This is a genomic window from Mesorhizobium sp. B3-1-9, assembly GCF_006439595.1.
Lineage (GTDB): Bacteria > Pseudomonadota > Alphaproteobacteria > Rhizobiales > Rhizobiaceae > Mesorhizobium.
Genome location: NZ_VFTJ01000008.1, coordinates 164,685 through 182,555, shown reverse-complemented (window position 1 = coordinate 182,555; position 17,871 = coordinate 164,685). Strand labels below are relative to the sequence as shown.

Genomic DNA, 17,871 nt, shown 5'->3' with positions numbered 1-17,871 from the left:
CCGGGCAAGCAAGGAATAGCAGGGGGAGGGATACGGGCATGCAGCACGCGATAAGCGCGACCAACCACACCAGCTTTACGGTCGAAAGCCTTGACCGGGCGATCGCGCTGTTCCGCGATGGGCTGGGCTTCGAGTTGACCTCGCGCGCCGGTCGCGACCCCGCGTCGATCCAGACCATCACCGGCGTCCCCGGAGCCGAGGTCGAGATAGCTTATCTGTGCCGCCCGGATCATACGGTCGAACTGATCGAATATAGCGGTCCGGCGGACCGCAGGACTGTCGAGGCGAGGCCCTGCGACGTCGGCTTCGCCCACATCGCGTTCGACGTTACCGACCTGGACGGCGTGATAGACCATCTGGCGCCCTACGGCGCGGTGCCGATCTCGCGGCCTTATGTCAACAAGCGCGGCGGGCCCAACGCCGGCGTGCGCGTGTCGTACCTGACGACCCCCGACAAGGTAACCGTCGAGCTTATCGAACGGGTGTAAGCGGTTCGGCCCACGAGCCGCGGTCGGCATATGGTGCCAGTCGGATATCCACGCTCACCGGGGGGTCGCCTACGCTTTTGTCCGGTCGCTTGCGTCGGTCAGCAATCTTCTCTCCACTCTGACAGATAGCAGTCATTCGGCCTCGAGATAGGCCGTATGACCGGCTCTCGATCTGCGCGTGCGCCGCCCTGTCCGCAGGGCAGCGCACGCGCTTTTTGACCATGTCGCCACCCATAACCAAAATGCATTTCTTCCATAGGAACTTTGTGTTTGTTTTGAGATCGGGATCGTGGAAGTCTTCGCTCAAGGCATCCTGCAAAGAGATGCAAAAGGGAAGAACGCCAGCACGCCGGCACCTTGATGTTTCCGCCGCCGACCAGCGCGACGGAGGGGCTGGCAATGGATGGGACAAGATGAAGAATTCCGGTGTGGCCCGAGCGGGCCGGTCGACGCGCGGCGCGGCAAAGATCAGCGGCGGCGCGATCGGTGGCGCCATCCTTGCCAATGGCGGATCCTCTCACCGGCTGGCGACCCGCAACGCGCCCAGGCTTGACGCGGCGGAGTTGAAGCAGCTGCTCAGGACGATGCTGGTGATCCGCGCCTTCGAGACGCGCACCACCGAATTGTTCCAGAGTGGATTGGTGAAGGGCACTGCTCATTCCTCCGTCGGTCAGGAGGCAGTCGCCGCGGGGGCGGGCTACCCGTTGCTGCGCAGCGACTTCATCGCCACCCATCATCGCGGTCACGGACACTGCATCGCCAAGGGCGCCGATGTCTCGCGCATGATGGCCGAACTGCTCGGCCGCAAGGACGGCATTTGCGGCGGTCTCGGCGGATCCATGCATGTCGCCGACATCGGCCTCAACATCATCGGCGCGAACGGCATTGTCGGTGCTTCGATGGGCCTCGGCATTGGCGCTGCGCTGGCTGCCAAGCAGCGCATGTCGACGGATGCCGGTGTCGCGATCTTCGGTGACGGCGGCGCCAACGAAGGCATCTTCCACGAGGCGCTGAACATGGCGGCGATCTGGAAGCTGCCGATCGTCTTCCTGTGCGAGAACAATCAGTACGGCCTGTCGACATCCTTCCTGGAATCGACCGCCGGTGGTTCGATCTCGGCGCGCGCTGCCGGCTACGGCGTGCCCGGCGAAACGATCGACGGCAACGATGTCGTCGCCGTCTATGCTGCGGTCGACGAGGCCATCGCGCGAGCTCGCGCCGGCGAGGGGCCGACCCTGATCGAGGCCATCACCTATCGCCACGGCGATCACTCCATGCGTGCCAACCTGCCCGGCTACCGCGAAGATGAAGAGGTCGAGCGCTGGAAGGCCATGGACCCCATCAACCGCTGTGTTACGATGATGAAGGAGCGCGGCGCGCTCACCGATGCCGAATATGCGGCGCTTGTCGCCGAGACGGATGCGGAGATCGAGCGCGCCGTCGAGTTCGCCAAGAATTCGCCCGAGCCCGATGTCGAAAGCCTGGGGCCGGCCGTGTCCGCTCCTTTCAAATCGGCGGGCGCGGTCGAGCCCGCGCCCGGCACGAGGGAACTCACCTATCTGGAGGCGCTCAAGGAGGCGATGGCGCAGGAGATGGAGCGCGACGAGCGCGTCTTCGTCATCGGCGAGGATGTGGGGCCGATCGGCGGCACGTTCGGCGTGACGCGTGGCCTGTTCCAGCGCTTCGGCAAGGACCGCTTGATGAACACTCCGATCTCCGAGATGGGCATCGCCGGCGCCGCTGTCGGATCGGCCGTCTGCGGGCGCCGCCCGATTGCCGAGATCCAGATATTCGACTTCGTCACATTCATGATGGACATGATCGTCAACCAGGCGGCCAAGCTGCGCTACATGCTTGGCGGTTCCCCGACCGTGCCGGTGGTGTTCCGCGGGCCGCAGGGTGGCGGCATCCGCCTTGCCGCCCAACACTCGCAGTCGCTGGAGGCCTGGTTCGCGCATGTGCCTGGCCTCGTGGTGGTGGCGCCCTCGACCCCCTACGACGCGAAGGGCCTGTTGATCGCGTCGATCCGTGACGACAACCCGGTGATGTTTTTGGAGCACAAGATGCTCTATCTCGGCCAGACGGCGCCCGTGCCCGAAGCGCCCTACGAGATTCCGCTCGGCAAGGCCGATATCAAGCGCGAGGGGACCGACGTCACCGTCATCGCCACGCAGGTCATGGTCGAGCGTGCGTTGCAGGCGGCTGACATGCTGGCGCGCGAGAACATCTCCGTTGAGGTCATCGACCCGCGCACGCTCAGGCCGCTGGACATGGACTGCTTCATCCGCAGCGTGAAGAAGACGCATCGGTGCGTTGTCGTGCACGAGGCCTGGCGTACCGGCGGCCTGGGTGGCGAGATCGCCGCGCAGATCAACGAGCGAGCCTTCGACTGGCTGGATGCTCCGGTGGAGCGGCTCGGCTCGATGGAGGTGCCGATGCCCTACAACGACAAGCTGGAACGGGCGGTCATCCCTAACCAGAACGCCATCGCCGACGCGGTCCGCCGCGTCTGCTACCGCTGAAGCCGGACCGGCACCTGGGGCCCTGAACAGCCATGCCCGTAGACATCCTTATGCCGGCGCTTTCGCCCACCATGGAGAAGGGGAACCTTGTTCAATGGCTGAAGGCAGTCGGCGACCCAGTGCGCGCCGGAGACGTCCTGGTCGAGATCGAGACCGACAAGGCGACCATGGAGGTGGAGGCCGCGGTCGACGGTGTGTTGATCAGCATCACCGTTCCAGCCGGGTCGATCGACGTTCCGATCAACCAGACGATCGGCGCGCTCGCCGCCGAAGGCGAGACCGCTGCGCCGGCACCTGCGGCCGCTGTGGCGGCTCCGGCCGAGTCGTCATTGCCGACGGTCCTGCCCGAAGCGCCTCCTGCTACGAGCGCTCCCAACGGCCAGGACGACGGCCGCGTCTTTGCTTCGCCGATCGCTCGCAGACTCATGGCCGAAGCAGGTATCGAGGCCGCGGACGTCACGGGCACCGGCCCTCATGGACGGATCGTCGAGCGCGACGCCAGGCAGGCAATCGAAGCCCGCGCGGCGAACGCCAAGACTGAGGCATCGGGAAAGCCGGCAGTGGCCGACATTCCAGCCGCGCCGTCCGATGCAATCCCGGCCCAGGCGCCGGCCGAAGCAGATGCGCGGTTAAAGACCCTGTTCGACCCCGGCAGCTTCGAGGAAGTCGCGCACGATTCAATGCGGCTGACCATCGCGCGCCGGCTGTCGGAGGCCAAGCGCACCGTCCCGCATTTCTACCTGACGGCCGATTGCGAGATCGATGCCCTTATGGCCCTGCGCCAGCAGTTCAACGACGCTGCGCCGACGCACCGGGACGGTGCGCGTGGCTACAAGCTTTCGGTCAATGACTTCGTGATCAGGGCGCTGGCGCTGGTCCTCCATCGGGTGCCCGACGCCAACGTCTCATTCACGGAAGGCGCATTGCTGCGCCACCGCCATGCCGACATCGGCGTCGCGGTCGCCATTCCCGGTGGACTGATGACGCCGATCGTTCGCAAGGCCGAGACAAAAACGCTTGCGGTTATATCGAATGAGATAAAGGAACTCGCGGCGCGCGCCAGAACGCGCTCGCTCCGGCCGGATGAATATCAGGGCGGCACCGCCAGCGTTTCCAATCTTGGGATGTATGGCGTGCGTGACTTCGCTGCCATCATCAATCCGCCGCAGGCATCGATCCTCGCGGTAGGCGCGGGTGAGGAGCGGGTGGTCGCAAGGAACGGCAAGCCCGAGGTGCGAACCCTGATGACGGTCACGCTCTCGGTCGATCACAGGGCGATCGACGGCGTGACTGGCGCCGAGTTGCTGTCGGCGTTCAAGGCGCTGATAGAGCAACCGATGACGATGCTGGTTTAGGGATCGACAGGTATTGGACGCTTGACGGGGACAGGGCCGATGGCAGACGCAGTTGCGATAAAGGACAGGGGAGCCGCTGCTGTGAAGAAGATCGAGGGCAAGTCCAGCCTCAGCAATCTGAGCCAGGAAACGCTGGTCTTCGCCACCACGATCGTGATCTTCGCGGCGTGCGCGCTTTTCGTCAATGGCTTCGCGACCCTTCCGAACATCTCCACTCTGGCCCGCAGCGTCTCGGTTTTGGGCATCCTCGGCGTCGGCATGACGGTGGTCGTGATCGGGCGTGGCCTCGATCTGTCGCAGGTTGCGGTGCTGGCAATCTGCGCCGCCTGGTCGCTGAAGCTGATCGGACTGGGCTACGGGCTTGCCGCGGGTATCACCATGGGCCTGGGACTGGCGGTCGCGATCGGCGCCTTCAATGGGTTCGCCATCTCCATCATCGGCATTCCAGCTTTGTTCACCACGCTGGCGTCGGGAACCCTGGTCTATGGCGTCGGGCGATGGCTGATGCTCGACGGCATCATCACCTACGCGCCCGACAATCAGCCGTTCCTGCTCGCGCTCGGACAGGGGGAAGTGCTGGGCATCCCGGTGCCGCTGGCGATCTTCGCGGTTGTCGCGCTGATCGGACATTTCATCCTGTCGCGCACCTCGGCCGGCCGTTTCGTCTATGCGTTCGGCGACAACGCCGAAGCGGCAAGGTTGACCGGCGTCTCGGTGCGCGTGCTGACCATCGGCCAATATGCCTTTTCGGCCGCGGTCGCGTTTCTGGCCGGGCTAGTCACCGCGGGTTCGGTCGCCTCGATCAACACCAACGTGTTCAGCTCCAGCCTGATCTTCGACGTGCTGCTGATCGTCGTGCTGGGCGGAGTGAGCCTCAGCGGCGGTCGCGGCTCCATTGCCAGCGTTCTCGCCGGAACGGCGCTCATCGGCACGCTGCTGAATGCCATGATCCTGCTGGACGTCCAGGGCGACGTCCAGAACATCGTCAAGAGCGTGGTGCTTCTCGGCGCTATTACACTCGATCGCAAGCTGCATCCTCGCGACGAGGAGACGGCCAGGCAGGGAGATCTGTAGAGGCGACGCCTTCCTCGACACGATTCAACAATCAAGGCGCATCATCCCGGGAGGAAAAGATGACGTTGATGAGTAAATGCAGGCGGCTATCGAAGCCGATTGCGCTAATGTTCACCGCCATGCTCGGCATCGCTGCCGTGCCGGCGAATGCCGCCGACGGCGGCGTCCAGTTGAAGGAGCAATACACCAAGGCGATCGAAGGCAAGACCATCGCTTTCCTGCCGATGACCCTGGGCGCGCCGCTGATGGATACCTGGGAATATGTCATCCGCACCGAGGCCGAGCGCAGCAACATGAAGTACTCGGTCAAGGATCCGGCGTGGAACAGCACGGCGCTGGCCCAGGCTTTCGAGGGCGCAATCGCCGACAAGCCGGACGTGATCATCGTCCAGAACCCGAATGTCCAGCTCCTCGTCAAGCAGATCAAGCAGGCGCAGGAAGCAGGCATCTACGTCATTCAGCTTTCGATGATGTCGAACACGCTGAGCGACGGCTATGTCGGCGGCGACTGGATCGAGCAGGCCGAGGTGACCGGCAAGGATATCGTCAAGCAATGCGGCACCGGCAGCGGCAAGTCCGGCAAGGTCGTCATCCTGCAGGGCGAGCTGACATCGGCGCAGAACGTCTACATGACCAATGCGCTGATGAAGGAATTCGGCAGGGATCCGGCGATCCAGGTCGTGTCCAGCCAGGCGACCAACTGGGACGCCACCAAGGCCTATGACATCACCACCGCGGTGCTGCAGCAGCACCCGGACGTATGCGCGATCTTCGGTCCTTACGACGTCATGACGATCGGCGGCGCGCAGGCTGTCAAGAAGGCCGGCCTCAGCGGCAAGGTGATCGTCTACTCGAACGGCGGCGGCTACAAGGAAGGCTGTGACGCGGTGCGCGCCGGACTGATCGATCGCTACATGGATTGGGACGCCTGGAACCAGGGCCGCGAGGTCATGGTCATGGCGAAGAACCTGTTGATGGCCGGTGAACCTCCGGGCTCGCACAGCGTCGCGTCGTTCTCGTCCTATTTCTGGGTGACCAAGGACAATGTCGACCAGGCGCGTTGCACCGATATTCCCAAGAAGAGCTGACCGCTCGCGATAATGACACGGGCGGCCCCGACGGGCCGCCCGAAGGATCCAAGGGAGGAGGGATCGGGTGGCCGACACCAGCTTCAGGGAGACGTTGATCCGTCTCCGTTACAAATGGTCGTTCCAGCAATTCATCGCCGAGCTGTTGCAGAAGCGCTGGATGGAGCCGGTGGTGCCTTTCACCGCCGCCGTGCTCGTGGTGCTGGCGTTCGCGTTCCTCATCCCCGGCTATCTGACGGTGGGCAACATCGTTTCCACCGGCCGCCAATTCGGTGAATTCGGCTTCGTCGCGATCGCGATCGCTGTCGTCATCGTCTCCGGCGGCATCGACCTTTCGGTCGGCTCAATCTTCGCCATGGCCAACTTCATCGCCCTGATGCTGTTCAACATGTACGAAGTGTCCGCGCCGGTCTCCATCCTGATGACGCTGATGGCCGGCGCGCTGATGGGCGCTGTCAACGGTATCCTGATCGGCTATGTAGGCCTCGGCGCCTTCCTGACGACGCTCGTCACCATGCTGATCTTCCGCGCCATCCTTAACCTGCTGATCCTGCGCTATTCCGTCGAGATGGCGATTTCGATGGGCGACAGCCGCATCTGGGACTGGCTGGGCGGCGGCAGCGTGCTCGGCATTCCTGCCAACATCCTGATCCTGGCGCTGGTCGCCATCGTTGGCCATATCTTCCTCAGCCGTGGACGGCCCGGTTGGTACATCGCCGCCATCGGCGCCAACCGCAAGGCAGCCCGGCACGCCGGCATACCGGTGGAGCGGCATCTGTTCCTGACTTATGTGATCTCCGGCGTGCTGACCGCCCTTGGCGGCGTCTTCTACGCGGCGCGTCTCAACAGTCCGAGTTCGGATACCGGCGTCGGCATGGAGGTGCTGGCGCTGACGGCGGTGGTGCTGGGCGGTGTCAATCTCTCAGGCGGCAAGGGGTCGATCGGGCAGTCGCTGATCGGCGCCACGATCGTCCTCGTTCTGATCAACGGCCTAGTGCGCTTTGGCCTGGTCGGCGGCGCCACCTCCGCCTTCCTCGGCTTCATGATGCTGCTTGCCGTCGGCATTGACGTCAAATGGGCGCGCAACCGCAACAAGGCGATCGAGAAGATCTATGTCGTGCCCACCTATTTCAAGCTCGGCAAGCGCCATGACATCGCGCCAGAGAGCAGTTCGCCCTATGCGCTCAACAACCGGCTGCGCGACGCCGAGGCGATCGGCCTGGGCAAGCTCGACGGACCGGAAGACGTGATCTTCGACAGGGAGGGCAAGCTCTACTGCGGCACGCGAGAAGGGTTCATCTGGCGGTTCAGCGGCAAGGACCTGCAGACGCAGGAGGTTTTCGCCCGCACCGGCGGCCGACCGCTCGGCATGGCCTTCGACCGCGACGGGAACCTGATCATCTGCGTGGCCGGCATGGGCGTCTATGGCGTGCGTCCGGACCGTTCAGTCTACAAGCTGACCGATGAGACGACGCGTACCTTCGGCAAGGTAATCGACGACTCCCGCCTGGTGCTGGCCGACGACCTCGACATCGCGCCGGACGGCAAGATCTATTTCAGCGAGGCGACGCTGCGCTACACAGCCCACACCTGGGCCACCGACGCGCTGGAGGGACGCGGCAACGGCCGCATCATCGTCTACGACCCCGCAACCAGGAAAACCAGGACGCTGCTGCAAAACCAGATTTTCCCGAACGGCGTCTGCGTCGCCCATGACGGTCAGTCGGTGCTTTTCGCGCTGACATGGGCATGCCGCATCGAGCGCTACTGGATAGCCGGCCCCAAGGCCGGCAAACTGGAGACATTGATCGCCGACCTGCCCGGCATGCCCGACAACATCAACCGCGCCTCCGATGGCTGCTACTGGCTGGCGCTCGTTGGGCTGCGCACGCCGGCCTACGACCTTGCCATGGAGGATCCGGGTTTCCGGACCCGCATGATCAAGCGCATTCCCAACGACGAATGGCTCTATCCCAACATCAACAATGGCTGCGTGGTGAAGTTCGACGAGCACGGCACCATCCTCGAAACACTGGGCGACATCGGCGGCAAATCCCATCCGTCGGTCACTTCGATGCGCGAGGAGCGCGGCTACCTCTATATCGGCGGGCTTTCCAATGACCGTATCGGCCGCGTCAGGCTGAGCGGGGTCGACGAGGGCTGGAACGGTCCGGCTTCCTACTGGGGCAAGCGGCCATGAGCGCAACCGAGGCACACGGAGAACCCCGATGAGCAGCGTGGTCGTTGACATTCTGAAAGAGCTTCTGTTCCGCAACCGGGACCGCCGCGCCAACCCGGTGCTGGACGGTCCGATGCGGCCGAACTCGGCGCTGGAGGAATGCCCGGTGCTCAGCACCGCCATCACCGAACCCGACGACATCGCCGTGGCGACGGATGGCAGCGCTTATGTGACCGCGGGCCGCAGCGTCTATCGCTTCAACAATGCTGATTTCTCCGATCCGACCGTGGTCGCCGAGTTCGACGGACGGGCTACCGGGGTCGCCGCCCATCCGGCGGGCGGCGTGGCGGTATGCGTGGCCGGGCGGGGCATTGCCCTGGTCGGTGGGCCGGACGAAGGCCGCATGCTGGGCATCGAGGGCCAGGGGGGGTTGAAGTGCCCGACGGCGCTTGTCGTTGGCCCCGAGGGTGACATCTACGTCTGTGACGGTTCGCGCGACAACACGCCTGACCGCTGGGCCTATGACCTCATGCAGAAGCGTCGATCCGGCCGCGTGTTGCGGATCGGCGCCGGCGGCGGGCAGGTCGACGTGATCGCCGCCGGGCTCGGCTACCCGAACGGGATATGCGTGGCGCTCGACGGCTCCTCGCTGATCGTATCCGAAGCCTGGACGCATGACCTGCTCAGACTGCCTCTGGGGCCAGCCGCCGCGAAGCATCGTCCGGTGGCGGTGCAGCAGAACCTGCCCGGCTATCCTGCCCGGATCGTTCCTTATGGGACCGGCTACTGCCTCACCATGTTCGCCTTGCGCACGCAATTGGTCGATTTCGTGCTGACCGAGGATTCCTACCGGCGCAAGATGATCGAGCGGATCGAGCCGGCATTCTGGATCGCGCCAGCGTTGCGATCGGAGGGGCACTACCTGGAACCGGTCCAGGGCGGTGGGCTGAAGAAACACGGCAGCCTTAAGGCGTGGGCGCCGCCGCGCTCTTATGGATTGATCATCTTCCTCGACGATGAGCTCGAGCCGGAATCCAGCCTGCACAGCCGCGTCGGCGGGACGTGTCATGGTATCACCGGCGTGGCGACCAACGGGCCCGAGGTGTTCGTCGCGTCCAAGGGCAATAGCAAGATCATGCAGGTGACCGCGAGGCTGACGCAATGACCACGGAGAACTGCGAAGAGCCGATGCTGCGTGTTCTCAAGGGAACCAAGGTTTACGGCGGGGCGCGGGCCATCAGCGGCGTCGACTTCGATATAGGCCGGGGCGAGATCCATGGACTTGTCGGCGAGAACGGCGCCGGCAAGTCGACGCTGTGCAAGGCGCTGGCAGGAGCAATCTCGCTGTCGTCCGGCGACATCCTGCTCGACGGCCAGAAACAATCCTTCGCCACGCCGGCGGACGCGCTGCGCGCCGGCATCGTCATGGTTTACCAGGAGACCAGCCTGATCCCGACCATGACGGTGGCGCAAAACATCATCCTCGGCCGGGAGAAATATATGACCCGCCTGCGCGGCATGTACATCGCTGCTCAGCAACTGCTTCAGTCGATGAATTTCCATGTCGACCCGACCGCCATGGTGTCCACGCTGGGCGCGGCACAGAAGCAGATGGTCGAGATCGCGCGTGCCGTGCATCACCGGGCGCGCCTGATCATCTTCGACGAGCCGACCGCGACACTGACGCCCGAGGAGAAGCTGCATTTCTTCGATCTGATCCGCCGGCTCAAGGCGGAAGGGGTTGCCATCATCTTCATCTCGCACGCGCTGGAAGAGGCACTGGAACTGACCGATCGGGTCACCGTGCTGCGCGACGGCGAGCGCGTCCATTCCGGCCCGACGACCGAACTCAGCCGCGAAATCCTGGTCAAGCACATGGTCGGACGAGACCTGTCGCAGACCTACTATGCCGATGCCCGCAAGCCGCGGGCGCATGGCACCCGCAAGAAGAAGGTGCTGTCGGTCCAGAACGTCATCATGGGCAAGATGGTCCGCAACATGTCGTTCTCGGTCTATGCCGGCGAGATCACCGGCATCTCCGGCTTGATCGGCTCGGGGCGCACCGAGATCGCCAAGGTCGTCAGCGGTGTCCTGAAGCGCAATTTCATCTATGGCGGCATGATCTACCTGAACGGCAAGCCGATCCGCTATCGCATACCGCGCCAGGCTGTCGCCGACGGCATCGTCTACATCACCGAGGACCGCAAGCTGAACGGCTTCTTCGAGACCATGCGCATCGATGAGAACATCTATCTCGGGCGCATCTCCACGCCGGAAGGCCGAACCGTATTTTTGTCGCGCAAGGAGCAGTCCCGCGTCGGCAACGAATGGGTGCAGCGCATGAAGGTCCGGGCCATCAACAGCCGCGCCAAGATCATCGAACTGTCGGGCGGCAACCAGCAGAAGGTGGTCGTGGCGAAGTCGCTGGTGCAGAACCCAAAGGTCGTGTTCTTCGACGAGCCGACACGCGGCGTCGACGTCGGCGCAATCCAGGAGATCCACGACTTCATCCGCTCGCTGGCGGCACAAGGTATCGCGGTGGTGGTCATCTCCTCCTACCTGCCCGAAATACTCAGCCTTTCCGACCGCATCCTGGTGGCCCGCCAGGGCCGCATCGTCGAGGAATTCTCCTCGGCCGAGGCGACGGAAGAAAAGATCATGTATGCGGCGATCCATTGAGGCCAGGGATGATGACGATCCAGCAACTGTTCTCGCTTGAAGGCAAGGTAGCGCTGATCACCGGCGGCGGACGCGGCATCGGCAAGGAGACGGGGCTGCTTCTTGCCAACGCCGGCGCCGGCGTAGCCGTGCTCGATCGCGACGGCGAAGCCTCGGCCGACGCGACTGCCGCGATCGCCGCGCAGGGAGGCAATGCGCTGGAGCTGGTGGCGGACATCTCAAGCCCGAATCAGGTCTCGCAGGCCTTCGGCGCCGCCGTGGCGCATTTCGGACGGTTGGATATCCTGGTCAACAATGCCGCCCTGGTGCGCCGGACGCCGGCCTTGGAAACCAGCATGGAGGTTTGGCGCGAGGTCATGGAGGTCAATCTCAACGCCGCTTTCAACTGCTCCTGCAGGGCTGCGGAGGAGATGACCAAGGCCGGCGGCGGCGCCATCGTCAACATCGCTTCGATCATGGGCGCCTCCGGCGGGGGCATCTATCCGATCGCCTCCTACCATGCCAGCAAGGGCGGGCTCATCAACCTGACCCGCGGCCTCGCGGTCGAATGGGCGCCACGCGGTATCCGTGTGAATGCCATCGCTCCGACCTGGGTCCGGACGGAGTTCACCAAGGCCTTGCTTGACGACCCGCAGATGTCGAAGACATTGCTGGACCTGATGCCGATGCGCGCTTTCGCCGACACGGCTGATGTGGCGGCGGCGGTTCTGTATCTGGCGTCACCGGCTGCCAAGATCGTCACCGGCCATGTCCTGGCGGTTGACGGTGGCTATCTTGCCCGTTGAGTTCCCGATCACAAACTGTCGATGCTGATCGTTAGCGCGGGCGATTCGAGCTGTGGCACGCTGGCCCCTGCGGGTCCGGGCCCAGCAACATGCGAACAGCTCTGCCATTCTTGAGGGCGCGCCGGGTCAAGAGCGCATCGGCAATTCAATTGGTCTTCAGCGGACCCGCCCGGTTTTCGGCGATCCACCGCGCGGCCAGCACCAGCGCCCCCATGCTGAAATCCTTGCCGTGCTTGGCAACCATCTCTTCCGACAATTTGGCAAGGCGTTCGAAAAAGGCGTCCTTGCTCTTTTCCTCTGCAGTGAGCTCGGTTTGCATTCCATCCTCCTGTTGTCGGGCTTCGCCCTGGCTATTTGAAAAGCATTGCCGGGAAGGTGACGATCGCAGCAGTTCCATCCACCATGCCCACAGCCAAGTGCTGTCCATCGCCGGACCAGGCCAGCGCTGTGATCGCGCTGCCTGAAAATTTCACGACGAGCTCGTCACGCGAGCCGATCTGGGCGACTGTGATGCGGCCGTTGGCGTAGCCGGCGGCGATAAGGCTTCTCACCGGATGCGCCGCCATTGTTTCAACTGGAACAGGTGCCGCACGACCCGTTTCCAGCGCGCCGGAAGCCGCATGCTCAAATGGCGGGACAGCCATTGACCAGCCAGCAATACGGAATGCGCCCGATGCAAACAGCGTGTTCTCTTGCGTGCTCCAGCACACGGTCCGGACCGGCGAAGGAAATCCGCCGACTACGCCCGATCGGCCATCTGCCAGGCGCACAAGGCCAAAACCTCCTGTCTCAAGTCCGCAGGCCAGCCATGAGCCGTCGTAGCTCCAGCGGATGGAAGCCGGGCGTGAGGGAGTGGAAAATTCGTTGATGAGCTCGGGACCGCCGTCGACCGCCCAGATCGACAGCCCGTTGCCGGAATCGAACGCGAGCCACTTCGCGTCCGGCGAGAACGCGATGGCGTGCGTCGATGAGGACGCTGCCTGGCGCAGCCGTACCACTTCATCGTTGGCGCTCGCCAGGAACACATCATGTCCATCGCTGAAGGCCGTCATGGCTTTCGGGGCACCATGGGCGATAGCGAGGATCGGTCCGTCGATCTTGATCGGCGTTGGCGCAATCGCACCGTCGGATGCCAAATGCGTGGCTTCACCCGCACTCGTGCCGACGAGGAAGCCAGAACTGCGATAAGCGACGATCGGGACATCGCCGTCCCCAAGCGATGCGGAGGCGATCAAAGGTGCGGGCGGCTTCTCGCGGGGCCGGATCGTCGTCTGTCCGAGATCGCCGCTGACCCGGATCCTTGCCTCCGGCGGTTCCTGATCCGCCACCTTGCCGATTGCGACGGATCCGTCCACGGATGTGAATGCGATGGCGGAGCCATCGGCGCTGAAGCATACATCGGCAACCGCGGCCGGGCGCCGCCAGCTTCGTGCCAGCAGGTCGAACAGCGCCAGGTTCTGCGTCGTTTGCTGGTTCACGGCTTGTCTCCCCTAATGGCGCTCGTTGCTTCGGCAAGCGCGCGGTCGACATCCGCGACCTTGCCTTCGATTGCCAAGATGCGTTCCTCGCTTTCGATGCATGCCTGCCTCATGGCCTCGGCACTCGCTTCAGCGTCATGCAAATCCCGCACCAGTTCAGCGCCGCCGCCATGCTTCCCGATTTCGAGCTCCAGGCGCAGCACCTCGATCTGGATGCCGGAGAGCTTTTGATTGAGCCGCTGCGCTTCGGCGGTGAGCGCCGAGACTTCGGCGACCAGAGCCAATCGTTGAGCGACCAGCACGGCCAGCCCAGCGTCGTGTCTCTTGCCGCCGCTCATCACTTTTTCTCGGCTGGTTTTTCGAAAGCGGACAGCAATCCCGGCAGGCCGTCTACCTGTTTCTGGAACTGCTTTTCGGCGGTTTCGATATGGCTCTTGAGTTGATCCCATATGTCGACGCGGATCATGGACGTGGTGTCGCCGGTAAGATGCTCGATCTCGGCGATGCGAAACTGGCGCGATAGCGATACCCCGGAAAACACGAAGTCGCGCAACAGGATCGCGTGGCTTTCAACGAACAGATGGATCATCGGATGCGTCTCCGTGGTGACGCCGCCGACGGCAAGCTCGGCCCGGATGAAATCCTGGAAATGGCTTTGCAGACGGTGCTGGCTCTCACCCATGAATCGCATGACGAAAACGAGGTCACTCGGCATCAGCCTGACGAGTTCGGCGGTCACGTCGTCCGGTTGGCTTGGACGGGGAAGGCCGGGGCTGTCATTGTTGCCTGGCATTGTCTTTCTCGGCATTGCCTCCCGCTCGAGATGGTCATCAAATCGAGATCGGTATCAAATAGTGTATGAAATAATCGAAATGAATAGGTGCGGACTATTTTATTCGTACCGCCTTTTCTAAGATTATATATTGCAGTGCACAAAATATCACAAATATTACATATGTAATGTACAGATGTAAAATATCGTTACAATCATCTGGATGTTCGCCGGAGACAGCCACGACGGTCTCCGCCCAGGCGCTGCTCATAGGCCCGATTTTCAAACTGGCACGGCGCTTGCTTTACCTATTTGCATAAGAAGCCCATCACGTTCCGACGCGGTGCCAAAAGAACGAAGGACCGGAGGAAGCCGCAGCACACGCGCTTCGATACGCCCATCGCAAGATGCGACTGGGGTGTCGCAGCGCTCCGCAGTCCACCTCGAGAACCTTTGCCGCGATCCACTTGAATGGCTGGACCCTGTGTCGCGCCTGACGGCGCAACCGTTGTCATGCCGTTCGCAAACTCACCGGCGGCGTTGTGTGCCGTCTCATGCCTGGATCGAGGGATCCATGGCTCAACCTGGTGGAGGCTTATGACGATGTCGTCGTTGACACTTAACAAGATTACCTCGCAGCGCGGTATTTCCGTGGGCGAGGCGACCAAGAAGATTTCCGACCTCGGTTGGAACCCGACCTATGTCCAGGAAGCGATGACGTTTCCGACCGACTACAAGATCGCCAAGGCGCCGCGCGATCCGATGAAGCAGGTGCTGCGCTCCTATTTCCCCATGCAGGAGGAAAAGGACAATCGCGTCTACGGCGCGCTCGACGCCGCTCTTCGCGGCGACATGTTCCGCAATGTCGAGCCGCGCTGGGTGGAGTGGATGAAGCTCTTCCTCGCCATCATTCCCTTCCCGGAGATATCCGCCGCCCGCTCGATGGCGATGGTGGCGCGGCTGGCGCCCGGCGAGGATCTCAGGACCGGCTTCACCATGCAGATGGTCGACGAGTTCCGCCACTCGACCATCCAGATGAATCTGAAGAAATGGTACATGGAAAACTACATCGACCCGGCAGGGTTCGATATCACCGAGGAAGCCTTCGGCAAGTGCTACGCGACCACGATCGGCCGCCAGTTCGGTGAAGGCTTCATCACCGGCGACACGATGACGGCCGCCTGCATGTACCTGACCGTCGTCGCCGAGACGGCGTTCACCAACACGCTCTTCGTCGCCATGCCTTCGGAAGCCGCGCGCAACGGCGACTATGCGCTGCCGACCGTGTTCCTCTCGGTGCAGTCCGACGAGAGCCGCCACATCGGCAACGGTCACTCGCTGCTGATGGCCGCGCTGAAGGAGCCGGAGAACCACCTGCTGCTCGAGCGCGACATGCGCTACGCCTTCTGGCAGAACCACGCCATCGTCGACGCCGCGATCGGCACCTTCATCGAATACGGCACCACCAACCGCGACAAGAACAAGGAGTCCTACGCGGAAATGTGGCACCGCTGGATCTACGAGGACTACTACCGCACCTACATGCTGCCGCTCGAGAAATACGGCATCAAGATCCATCACGACGACGTCCATGCCGCCTGGGAGCGCATCACCAAGAAGAACTACGTCCACAAGGTCGGCCAGTTCTTCGCTGTCGGCTGGCCGGTCAACTTCTGGCGCATCGAGGCGCAGACCGACAAGGACTTCGAGTGGTTCGAGCACAAATACCCAGGCTGGTACGCAGAGTTCGGCGACTTCTGGAAATGGTACGCCAAGCTCAGCCACAAGGGCGAGAAGGTGCTCTTGTTCAACAGCGATGTCGGCTACGTCTATCCGCACCGCTGCTGGTCCTGCCTGGTGCCTTGCCTGATCCGCGAGGACATGGTGGTCGACGAGATCGACGGGCAGCTGCACACCTTCGCCCACGAACTCGACCGCTGGACCGCTGTCGAAGCCTTCGCCGATGAGTATCAGGGCCGTCCGACGCCCGCGATGGGCCGCTTCAGCGGCAAGCGCGAGTGGGAGACGCTCTATGACGGCTGGGATCTCGCCGATGCGATCAAGGATCTCAACTTTGTCCGTTCCGACGGCAAGACACTGATCCCGCAGCCGCACCTGCGCTTCGGCGCCGACGAGCAGTGGACGCTCGACGACGTGCGCGGCAACATCCTCGGATCGCCGCTCAATGCGCTCCGCGGCATGTCGCCGGCCGATCGGGAGAAGCATCTGGCCGAGTATCGGGCAGGCTTCACCATCACGCCCATCAACTGACCATCCGAGCGCGGGGGCCGGGGTTTCCGACCCCCGCGACATTCCAGAGGAAGGCCATCTCCTGTCCTGCGGACGGGCCGGAGAGGAATTGGGAGGTTATCGATGACTGGTGCTCACACGGTGCGCCTGGAGCCGGTCGGCGTCGAGTTCGAGGTCGAACACGGCGAGACGGTCCTGAACGCGGCTTTCCGCCAGGGCATCGCGCTGCCGCATGGCTGCAAGGAAGGGCAATGCTCGGCCTGCAAATGCGTGCTGCTCGAAGGCGAAGTCGACATGCTTAAATACTCGACCTTCGCGCTCAACGACACGGAGAAGGAGAGCGGCCACGTCTTGTTGTGCCGGTCGATCGCCTATTCCGACATGCAGGTCGAGCTCCTCAATTACGACGAGGAGGTTCTGGCGAAATCAATCGCGGTGAAGACGTTCAAGGGCCGGATTTCGAAGTTCGAGCATCTTACCCACGACATCCGCGGCATCGAGATCGAGCTCGGCTCGCCGATAAAATTCTGGGCTGGCCAATATGTCGACATCACGGTCACCACGCAAAAAGGGGAGACGATTACGCGCTCGTTCTCCATGGCAAATACGCCGGACGAAACCCAAAAGCTCTCCTTCATCATCAAGAAATACCCCGAAGGAAAGTTCTCCGGAGAGCTCGATTCCGGAGGTATCCGCGTCGGAGCCGAGGTCAGTGTCGCCGGGCCCTATGGAACCTGCTTCCGGCGGGAAGGACGGCAAGGCCCCCTGATCCTGGTCGGCGCCGGCTCCGGCATGTCGCCGGTATGGTCGATCCTCAACGATCACCTGAAGAGCGGCGAGAAGCGGGACGTCTACTTCTTCTACGGCGCGCGGACCCCTACCGATCTGTTCTATCTCGACAGGATCGCCGAGCTTGCCGGCCGCCACCCGGAGCTGAATTTCATCCCGGTGCTGTCGCATGTGAATGGCGAGGCGTGGGACGGCGAGCGCGGCTTCGTCCACCAGGGCGTCGACGCCAAGCTCAAGCAGCTCGCGGTCGACGGGCAGGGCGACGTCTATGCCTGTGGTCCGCCGCCCATGATCGATGCGCTGCAGCCCGTGCTGTTCATGAACGGCTTCGAGACCGAACGCATCTTCTTCGACCGGTTCACCACATCGTCCAACGCCGTCCCGGCCCATTGAGGCGGGCCGGGGCGACAAC

General features: G+C 63.1%; 15 protein-coding genes. 11 read left to right on the top strand and 4 right to left on the bottom strand.

Annotated elements, in window-relative coordinates:
- The first annotated feature begins 38 nt into the window (after positions 1 to 38).
- The 9 genes from FJW07_RS16960 (at position 39) to FJW07_RS16920 (ending at position 12,170) form a co-directional block, all read left to right on the top strand.
- Positions 39 to 488 (top strand): VOC family protein, encoded by a 450-nt coding sequence (locus FJW07_RS16960; RefSeq protein WP_140652762.1) that lies wholly within the window; start codon positions 39 to 41, stop codon positions 486 to 488.
- A 413-nt stretch (positions 489 to 901) separates the two neighbouring features.
- Positions 902 to 3,010, top strand: a complete 2,109-nt coding sequence (locus tag FJW07_RS16955) for a dehydrogenase E1 component subunit alpha/beta (protein WP_246680783.1) — start codon at positions 902 to 904, stop codon at positions 3,008 to 3,010.
- A 32-nt stretch (positions 3,011 to 3,042) separates the two neighbouring features.
- Positions 3,043 to 4,365, top strand: a complete 1,323-nt coding sequence (locus tag FJW07_RS16950; protein ID WP_140857693.1) for a pyruvate dehydrogenase complex dihydrolipoamide acetyltransferase — start codon at positions 3,043 to 3,045, stop codon at positions 4,363 to 4,365.
- A gap of 39 nt (positions 4,366 to 4,404) precedes the next feature.
- Positions 4,405 to 5,439, top strand: a complete 1,035-nt coding sequence (locus tag FJW07_RS16945; protein WP_140652766.1) for an ABC transporter permease — start codon at positions 4,405 to 4,407, stop codon at positions 5,437 to 5,439.
- Between the two features lie 59 nt (positions 5,440 to 5,498).
- Positions 5,499 to 6,527: a sugar ABC transporter substrate-binding protein gene (locus FJW07_RS16940; RefSeq protein WP_140652768.1), complete on the top strand. Its 1,029-nt coding sequence runs from the start codon at positions 5,499 to 5,501 to the stop codon at positions 6,525 to 6,527.
- A 67-nt stretch (positions 6,528 to 6,594) separates the two neighbouring features.
- Positions 6,595 to 8,727: an SMP-30/gluconolactonase/LRE family protein gene (locus FJW07_RS16935; protein ID WP_246680782.1), complete on the top strand. Its 2,133-nt coding sequence runs from the start codon at positions 6,595 to 6,597 to the stop codon at positions 8,725 to 8,727.
- Between the two features lie 28 nt (positions 8,728 to 8,755).
- Positions 8,756 to 9,871, top strand: a complete 1,116-nt coding sequence (locus FJW07_RS16930) for an SMP-30/gluconolactonase/LRE family protein (RefSeq protein WP_140857691.1) — start codon at positions 8,756 to 8,758, stop codon at positions 9,869 to 9,871.
- The gene (locus FJW07_RS16925) at positions 9,868 to 11,385 is read left to right on the top strand and encodes a sugar ABC transporter ATP-binding protein (RefSeq protein ID WP_140857689.1); all 1,518 of its coding nucleotides are present in this window, start codon (positions 9,868 to 9,870) and stop codon (positions 11,383 to 11,385) included. The genes FJW07_RS16930 and FJW07_RS16925 overlap by 4 nt, the downstream gene beginning before the upstream one ends.
- An 8-nt stretch (positions 11,386 to 11,393) precedes the next feature.
- Positions 11,394 to 12,170 (top strand): glucose 1-dehydrogenase, encoded by a 777-nt coding sequence (locus FJW07_RS16920; RefSeq protein ID WP_140652774.1) that lies wholly within the window; start codon positions 11,394 to 11,396, stop codon positions 12,168 to 12,170.
- Between the two features lie 145 nt (positions 12,171 to 12,315).
- Here the strand turns inward: FJW07_RS16920 and FJW07_RS31765 are convergent, their stop codons facing one another.
- The 4 genes from FJW07_RS31765 to FJW07_RS16905 are packed head-to-tail and all read right to left on the bottom strand — an operon-like array spanning position 12,316 to position 14,441.
- Positions 12,316 to 12,489: a hypothetical protein gene (locus FJW07_RS31765; protein ID WP_181167035.1), complete on the bottom strand. Its 174-nt coding sequence runs from the start codon at positions 12,487 to 12,489 to the stop codon at positions 12,316 to 12,318.
- Between the two features lie 31 nt (positions 12,490 to 12,520).
- On the bottom strand, positions 12,521 to 13,648 hold the full coding sequence (locus FJW07_RS16915; RefSeq protein WP_140857687.1) for a WD40 repeat domain-containing protein: 1,128 nt from the start codon (positions 13,646 to 13,648) through the stop codon (positions 12,521 to 12,523).
- Positions 13,645 to 13,986, bottom strand: coding sequence for a hypothetical protein (locus tag FJW07_RS16910; protein WP_140652779.1), 342 nt, complete (start codon positions 13,984 to 13,986; stop codon positions 13,645 to 13,647). Before FJW07_RS16910 ends, FJW07_RS16915 begins: the two co-directional genes overlap by 4 nt.
- On the bottom strand, positions 13,986 to 14,441 hold the full coding sequence (locus FJW07_RS16905; protein ID WP_140857685.1) for a hypothetical protein: 456 nt from the start codon (positions 14,439 to 14,441) through the stop codon (positions 13,986 to 13,988). The genes FJW07_RS16910 and FJW07_RS16905 overlap by 1 nt, the downstream gene beginning before the upstream one ends.
- A gap of 576 nt (positions 14,442 to 15,017) precedes the next feature.
- Between FJW07_RS16905 and FJW07_RS16900 the strand changes: the two genes are divergently transcribed.
- Both FJW07_RS16900 and FJW07_RS16895 read left to right on the top strand, forming a co-directional pair.
- Entirely contained in the window at positions 15,018 to 16,691 is a 1,674-nt protein-coding gene (locus tag FJW07_RS16900; protein ID WP_210239885.1) for an aromatic/alkene/methane monooxygenase hydroxylase/oxygenase subunit alpha, read from the top strand.
- A 102-nt stretch (positions 16,692 to 16,793) separates the two neighbouring features.
- The gene (locus tag FJW07_RS16895) at positions 16,794 to 17,852 is read left to right on the top strand and encodes a 2Fe-2S iron-sulfur cluster binding domain-containing protein (protein WP_140710482.1); all 1,059 of its coding nucleotides are present in this window, start codon (positions 16,794 to 16,796) and stop codon (positions 17,850 to 17,852) included.
- Positions 17,853 to 17,871: the final 19 nt, after the last annotated feature.